Raw genomic sequence first — 5,759 nt, forward strand, 5'->3', positions numbered from 1 at the left:
TTTAATAATATGATAACCGTAAGTTGTCTTTACCGGATCACTAACTTGTCCTGCATCTAATTTATATGCAGCTTCCTCAAATTCTTTCACCGTTTGCCCTAGAGCAAAATCAGTTATTTCCCCGCCTTGTTCTTTTGAACCAGTATCCTCTGAATATTGCTTCGCTAAAGCCGCAAAGTCTTCACCGTTACTTACTTTCTCTTTCACTTCTTTAGCAGTCTTTTCATCTTTCACTAAAATGTGACTTACTTTCATTTCTGGTTTATAGTTATCTTTTACATCTTTTTCTGTGACAGTCGCTTTAATCGCTTTCTCAAATGCAATTTCCGGCTTCATTTTTTCTTTTAATTCATCTTCATTTTTCAATCCAACTTGCTCTAAAGTCGAATTGAAGTTGTCACCCATTTTATCTTTTGCTTCTTCTACTTGTTTTTTTGCTTCCTCATCTGAAACTTTATATTTATCTAGCAATGCCTTACTTAACACCATTTGATATAAAGTACTTTCCCCATATTTTTGTCTTAACTCTTTACTTAACTCTTTCTCTGTAACATTTCCTACTTTTGATGTTACTACGTTTTCTGAGGAGCCACATGCAGATAATGCCAATACTACGCATGAAATAATCGTTCCTAAAAATAGCTTTTTCTTTTTCAATCCCAAATACCTCACTTTTATTATTATATAAGAATAACTATACAATGTTGTTGTGTAAACAATGTGTTTTCCACATGTAATTCATTTCATTTGAATAAACTAAGTAACATGTTTCTTTTGTTCAAATATTAAAGGTCATCTTACTATGTATCTGTAATATGCACCTTTACGTATTCTTAAAAACATGCAACTATTTATAGCGAATTAATAGTTACATGTTCTTCAAGTATCCAATTATTTTGTCCGATATCTACCGTATTCGAACCATCTTGAACTCTAGCAATAACTAAATCTAGCTGGGATGCTGCAATATCCCAATCAATAGTTCCATTCCATTTTGAAATATCGATAATATACCCCAATACAATTCATCTCCTTTTTATTATCATATTTAAAGCTTGTTTTATTGAAAATCCCTTATATCTAATACTAGCTACCTATAATATAAATAAAGAAAATCTATATTGTTTTTCAAAACATACAATCTTTTAAATAATTTTCTACTAATTTTTCATAATCTGATCACACCATAAAACTCTATATCATTATCAACTCAACTAAAAATTTCATATTATATATTCATACGCCTTTACAAACTAAATAAAAAAAGCAGTATACAATACTGCGTATTAGGAGCTGATTTCATGAAAAAAAAACCTATCGTGGTCAAGGTTCCACCAAATTCAAAACTAAAAATTACATTTTTCGGCCCTTGTAACGAGGTAATTACAAATGTTTCTATAATTAATCAACTTTCCACACCTAAGTGTCAAACTATTACGCAATATCCAGACTATAAAAAATACGAAACTGAAGTGCGCTCATTATCCGGTTGTTAATCTGTTCTATTCATAATCTAAACTATTTCGTTAGCTAAACAACTTCGGTAAAAGACTAAAATTACTCATTTCATGATATTTCATTGATAATCTATTGATTTTTCACACGTTTTTATTAACCGAGCATATATTATCGTATGGAGATTATCCACTCATAAAACCTATCTTTCTTTAGAGCGTACCGTTTGAGTATGCTCTTTTTTTATTTATCCCTCATCCTCTACATATAAACCTGTTCACTTTCATATTTCATTAGTGGTAAACCCACCTGCTACTTATAAACAATCTAATGAATTTGTACTGAACAATACTCCTGAATTTATTGTATTTTCACTCCTCTGTTACATTAGTGTATTCATTCAAGCATGATTCATCTAATATATTCCCCTTCTAAATTGACCATAGATGTATTAAAATCTTTATATACTCAAGGAGGTCAAATATGTTCAAGTTACATCCAATACTACTCATCTTAGGATTTATTTTATTTTTATATAGTGTAATCGCCTTAATGTTATTCCTTTCCATTCAATAGCAATCCCTACACAAACCTATGTTAAATGTGTAACTTCTATATATTAAAGAAAAAGCCCGTTATTATACGGACATAAATTAAGATATTTTTCTATTCCGTTAGACAGCTAGCAAATGTAATGCCAAAGAACTTTTACAACCATCTTACTCATTTCGTTGTACGCTCTTTATTACTTGCAGAATATCTAATACTCATAATAAGCTAACACTTTCAACTTTACTTCCTAGCATGTGAAATTCTCATGAGACAAACTATAATTTTAGAAAAACAATAATAATCCCCCACCATTTGGTAAAGGGGATTAACTAAACCTACTGAAAAGTATTTTATTCTATTCGTTATTTAATTGGAGAAGGAAATCTTGCAGCTTCAAAATGAACAGTATTCAAACCATTAACATTTTGAACAATTACTCCCGCAACACTGCTCTCAGCAAAAACTTCAACTGAATCTCCTGCTTCTAATTGAAGAATAGACGTTACTGAAACATCATTATTAAAAAATACCCCGGTCCCAAAGAAATCATTATCTATTGCTATTGCTGGATTTCCATTCACACGAATTTCAACTCTAGCTCTGTAATTTACATTAAAATCATTTGGAGAGAATGTTATATTCCCTAATACACTATATACCCCTTTCGTCTTTGGAATAAAAGTAGATGTTGCTGGATTATATTCATTCGCTAGATCAAACTGTTCATTTTGAAATAATACTTTAACAGGAGTATTTTCCGAAACAGGTTGATTCATTGTATTTACAGCTCTAAATGCAGACGCTCTTACAAGCATTTCTTTTTTATCATCACAACAATTCACTTTTACATACTTTCTATCACATTGACTATTTTCTCTAAAGCCATCATGACTTTTCTTTTTGTAATCTTTACAATACTTACAGTAATAATAAGACGTAGTAAGTCCCCCTTTAAACTTATTATTGCATACTATGCTATATAGATTAGAATAGCTTGGACAAACAGTTACTATTTTCAATAGAATAAAACATCCCCACCATTCCGGTGAGGATTAACCTGTATTTTCGGTATACTCAACTTTATTTAATTGGAGAAGGGAATCTTGCGGCTTCAAAATGTGAACCATCTTCTGAAGGACTTAAAACTCCATCTATGCTACTTTGTGCATAAACCTCAACTTGATCTCCTTCATTCAATTGAATAATGGTCGAAACACTTACTACATTTCCAAAACTTATTGGACCAAAAAAATCATTATCTATTGCTATTGCTGCGTTTCCATTCACACGAATTTCTACACGTGCTCTATAATTTAAGCTAGAATCGTTTGGAAAGAAACCAATCGTTCCAATAATAGAGTAAACTCCCCTAGTCTTCGGAATAAAAATAGACGTTACTGGATTATACTCATTTGCTAAATCAAATTGTTCATTTTGAAACAATACCTTTACAAAAGTATTGGCAGGAACCGTTTGATTCACTGTATTTCTAGCCCTAAATGCTGATGCCCTAACAAGGTTATCCTTGTTGTCATTACACTTACTCGTGTTCTTACAACAATCATGCTGTTTCTTTTTATACTCTTTACAATACTTACAGTAGTAATAACAAGACATACTAGTTCCCCTTTCATGCTTATTACTACATATTATGTAAGCGGGATTCGTAATGTTTGGACGAGCTATTGTTTTAGTCCAAAATTTGTGCCTATATATACGTGGGCGGAAAACATATCAATAAAACTTCAACCTAGATGTATAATGCTTAATTCAAATTTGATAAGTTCATCTCTTATCTAGTTTACTTTTATACATAAAAAAGAGCGAATCTACATTCGCCCTTTTTTTATGGCCCAAAGCTTATCATCCAACCTAGCATAAATCCAAATACAGAAAACAGCAGCATAAAAATAAATAAACTACATGCCCACAATGCATATTTTCGACTTTTGCTTTTTGTGATCATCCCTATGACTGAGCACACCACTCCAATACCAACTATTTGCAGAAAACTTTTACCTATAAATGTTTCTTGAATAAGCAATATAATGTTCAAATACAATAACGCTAGAAAGGCAATAATTAATGAAATAATCCCCATCCACGTTTCCTGTTTATAAATATGATTCTTTCTTTTTTTTAAGAATGCCAATTCCATAACCTCGCTTCACCTACTTTCAATTTTCTAACTTTTTCGTGGCTCATCAATTTTTCAATTTCTTCTTTAGGCCCAGTTACAACCGCCCCGTATGTTTTCACCCCATTTTTTTCAAGGAAAGAAATACGCTTTGATAACTCTAATACTTTCGCTCTAGATAGCTTCACTGCTAAATTTTCATGCTTCTGTAATGACTTTAACACATCAATAAATTGTGACTCATGAGGTGAATCACTTACAAAAGCACCACTTGGCCTTGAAATTATATCTGCTGGAAAACCAATCGGAGCTACATACATTCCATCATCATTCATTTGCTTCTCTTCTAACCCTGTATGAACGGCATACCAAACGATATCAATAGTAGGAAACATATTTGTTACCTCTTGTACACTTAATACTTCTCTAAAAGACACAAATGCTTCTACAACAGATTCTTGCGGCAAACCCTTTAATACCTGCGCTTCTTCGCTACTATTATAGGACGCATTATTATTATTAGGATGAGACAACACTTCGTTATCTACATATGGGACTTCTGGAATTTTTTCATCTGTTGTATATTCACGGCTTACTTTCGTTGCTCTACTAAATACATAATCTGTTTTCTCTTCTCCTATTCGAATATCTTTTTTTCCTACTCTTTTATACAAATCAAAATGTAATTGCAAACTAAGCGGTAACAACGTTTGCTCCATGTCCCTATCTTTCAAAAATACATTTGGCTCTGTTACACTTAACGTTTGATTTACTACATTCCGTATCTCCATTGCGTTTGTAGGTGCCACTGTATAATATAAGAGTGTAGATATATATAAAATAGGTTGAATAAGTAATAAAAAAGTAAATACAATTAAAACATTCGTAATACGTGCTCTTTTTTTACCTATTTTCAATACTTGCTCCTGTTTTTCATCAGGAAGTGAAGCCGGTCTTTGATGAAGTGCTTCTTGTAACAATTCTTTATAATCATCTTGTTCAGAATGAGATTTATCATTTGTCATTTTGACTCTTTTCCTCCTTTAACAATTCTTTTAATCTCTTTCTCCCACGAAATATGTGACTTTTATACGTATTTAACTTTAAATCTAGTACAGAAGCACCCTCTTCGTACGTTAATTGATGTACGTCACATAATAAAATAGCTTGTGCCTCTATCACAGGTAAAGTATGAATAATCTGAATTAACTTTTCATAACTATTTTTTGCGACTACATACTCTTCTGTAGATTCCCCTGCTTGTATTGTCTCTAATTCCTCCGTTCCTACAAAGGTTATTTTTTTCTCTTTCCTAACAAAATCAATAAACGTATGATATGCCACTTTAAAAAGCCATGATTTTACCTTTTGGTTTTCATAGTCTTCTAAATAAAGATAGGCTCGATAAAAAGTCTCCTGCACCAAGTCCTCCGCTACATGATGGCTACGAGAAAGGGAAAATAAATACCGATACAAATCGTTTATATAAACCTTATATATTTCTTCAATCTCCATCCCCCTCCTCCTTTCATATATAACACGAATAAACAAATTAAAAAGTTGCATTATTTTTCCTTTTTATCTTTTTTTATTTGTAAATAAAGTGAAACTTTAA

General features: G+C 31.7%; 7 protein-coding genes and 1 pseudogene. 1 reads left to right on the forward strand and 7 read right to left on the reverse strand.

Annotated elements, in window-relative coordinates:
• Positions 1-657 (reverse strand): peptidylprolyl isomerase (locus tag KI369_RS16590; RefSeq protein WP_212956673.1); only part of this gene is annotated, 657 nt, incomplete at its 3' end.
• 221 nt (positions 658-878) lie between these two features.
• Positions 879-1,019 (reverse strand): annotated as a pseudogene (locus KI369_RS16595) (N-acetylmuramoyl-L-alanine amidase); the annotation flags it as partial.
• A gap of 282 nt (positions 1,020-1,301) precedes the next feature.
• On the opposite strand from KI369_RS16595, the gene KI369_RS16600 reads away from it, so the two are divergent.
• Positions 1,302-1,496, forward strand: a complete 195-nt coding sequence (locus tag KI369_RS16600; protein WP_151630287.1) for a hypothetical protein — start codon at positions 1,302-1,304, stop codon at positions 1,494-1,496.
• 873 nt (positions 1,497-2,369) lie between these two features.
• Here the strand turns inward: KI369_RS16600 and KI369_RS16605 are convergent.
• The 5 genes from KI369_RS16605 to KI369_RS16625 form a co-directional block, all read right to left on the reverse strand.
• Complete coding sequence (locus tag KI369_RS16605) at positions 2,370-2,849, reverse strand: C1q-like domain-containing protein (RefSeq protein WP_238484928.1); 480 nt, start codon at positions 2,847-2,849, stop codon at positions 2,370-2,372.
• Positions 2,850-3,087: 238 nt separating this feature from the next.
• Positions 3,088-3,624 carry a C1q-like domain-containing protein gene (locus KI369_RS16610; RefSeq protein WP_212956674.1) on the reverse strand — a complete coding sequence of 179 codons (537 nt, stop codon included), beginning with the start codon at positions 3,622-3,624 and terminating at the stop codon, positions 3,088-3,090.
• A 229-nt stretch (positions 3,625-3,853) separates the two neighbouring features.
• A complete protein-coding gene (locus tag KI369_RS16615; RefSeq protein ID WP_212956675.1) occupies positions 3,854-4,165 on the reverse strand; it encodes a hypothetical protein in 312 nt (103 codons plus the stop codon).
• Positions 4,147-5,169 (reverse strand): anti-sigma factor, encoded by a 1,023-nt coding sequence (locus KI369_RS16620; RefSeq protein ID WP_212956676.1) that lies wholly within the window; start codon positions 5,167-5,169, stop codon positions 4,147-4,149. Before KI369_RS16620 ends, KI369_RS16615 begins: the two co-directional genes overlap by 19 nt.
• Positions 5,159-5,659, reverse strand: a complete 501-nt coding sequence (locus tag KI369_RS16625) for a sigma-70 family RNA polymerase sigma factor (RefSeq protein WP_212956677.1) — start codon at positions 5,657-5,659, stop codon at positions 5,159-5,161. The genes KI369_RS16620 and KI369_RS16625 overlap by 11 nt, the downstream gene beginning before the upstream one ends.
• Positions 5,660-5,759 lie beyond the last annotated feature (100 nt).

This window comes from Bacillus sanguinis (genome assembly GCF_018332475.1).
In the GTDB taxonomy this organism is placed as follows: domain Bacteria; phylum Bacillota; class Bacilli; order Bacillales; family Bacillaceae_G; genus Bacillus_A; species Bacillus_A sanguinis.

Coding starts and splice junctions, on each gene's coding strand:
- KI369_RS16600 (WP_151630287.1), top strand. CDS start 1,302: ATGAAAAAAAAACCTATCGTGGTCAAGGTTCCACCAAATTCAAAACTA.
- KI369_RS16610 (WP_212956674.1), bottom strand. CDS start 3,624: ATGTCTTGTTATTACTACTGTAAGTATTGTAAAGAGTATAAAAAGAAA.
- KI369_RS16615 (WP_212956675.1), bottom strand. CDS start 4,165: ATGGAATTGGCATTCTTAAAAAAAAGAAAGAATCATATTTATAAACAG.
- KI369_RS16620 (WP_212956676.1), bottom strand. CDS start 5,169: ATGACAAATGATAAATCTCATTCTGAACAAGATGATTATAAAGAATTG.
- KI369_RS16625 (WP_212956677.1), bottom strand. CDS start 5,659: ATGGAGATTGAAGAAATATATAAGGTTTATATAAACGATTTGTATCGG.